The organism is Pseudoalteromonas sp. 2CM36K (genome assembly GCF_023161865.1).
GTDB lineage: Bacteria > Pseudomonadota > Gammaproteobacteria > Enterobacterales > Alteromonadaceae > Pseudoalteromonas > Pseudoalteromonas tetraodonis.
Genome location: NZ_JALNTK010000051.1, coordinates 1 through 1,223, shown reverse-complemented (window position 1 = coordinate 1,223; position 1,223 = coordinate 1). Strand labels below are relative to the sequence as shown.

1 protein-coding gene is annotated in these 1,223 nt (G+C 41.3%); it reads left to right on the top strand.

What is annotated here, in order from left to right; all coding sequences use genetic code 11:
- Positions 1 to 81 precede the first annotated feature (81 nt).
- Entirely contained in the window at positions 82 to 1,218 is a 1,137-nt protein-coding gene (locus MTN97_RS17775; protein ID WP_248475029.1) for an ISAs1 family transposase, read from the top strand.
- Positions 1,219 to 1,223: the final 5 nt, after the last annotated feature.

Sequence of the window (1,223 nt, the reverse complement as noted above, 5' to 3'; positions counted from 1 at the left end):
CACGGCAAGATCATTATAAATTGAACTTATAGAGCAAGTAGCGATCAGATCAAGGCATAATAATTACTTGGTCGCATAAATATGAGCACTACTTTTCTGAAACATTTTAATTCAATTACAGATCCTCGCATTGAACGTTGTAAAAAGCATGAACTTATCGATATTCTTCTCCTTGCTATTAGCGCTGTACTCTCTGGTGCAGAAGGATGGGAAGATATTGAAGACTTTGGGCACCTAAAGCTTGATTGGTTAAAAAAATACGGTACGTTCAACGCAGGAATTCCAAAACATGACACGATTGCGCGCGTCATGTGTCGGTTAAAAGCAAATGAAATAGAAAGGGCATTTCAATCTTGGATATCATCACTGATTGAAATCACAGGTGCAGATATCATCGCTATTGATGGCAAAACCGCACGGCGTTCATTTACCACAAAAGACAGAAAAAGTGCCTTACACACGGTCAGTGCATGGAGTTGCCAACACCAGTTAGTGCTTGGGCAGACGGCTGTTGATAATAAAACAAATGAAATCACCGCAATACCAGAATTACTCACCCTGCTCGATATTGAAAACAGTATCATTACGTTAGATGCGATGGGATGCCAACAAGAAATAGCAAAACAAATCATCCAACAAAAAGCAGATTATATTCTTGCACTTAAAGGTAATCATTCAGGCATGCAAAAGGAACTAGAAGCGTGGTGGCACAAGTGCGAGCGTGAAAGGTTAACTAAGCATAATTGTGATGAACATACCGAAATAAGCTCAGGACATGGGCGTGTTGAAACACGTACATGCCAGCAGTTACTTATAGATAAAAGCTGGCTAGGCAAGGATTATCGTTGGCCTGGCTTAACGAGTATTATTAAGGTCAGGGCTGAAGTTCATGATAAGTCGGCAGGGTCGGATACCACTGAAACACGCTGGTATATAAGTTCATTAGACTTAAATGCAGCGCAAGCACTCAATGCAGTACGCAGTCACTGGCAGGTTGAAAGCATGCATTGGATGCTTGATATGAACTTCAGAGAAGATGAATCGAGAATACGCAAACTTCAAGGGCCATTAATGTTTAATGTAATGCGAAAGATAGCCATGGCGCTTTTTAAACAAGATGCATCTAAGTCAGCAAGTATGGCGAGGAAAAAGAAAATGGCAGGGCTAGACGATGATTACCGCTCAACCCTGTTAGAGTCTGGGATTAAAATGCGCTAGCCGTG

What these genes read in the sequence shown, in the direction of transcription:
- MTN97_RS17775 (WP_248475029.1), top strand. Translation starts at nt 82, where the DNA reads ATGAGCACTACTTTTCTGAAACATTTTAATTCAATTACAGATCCTCGC.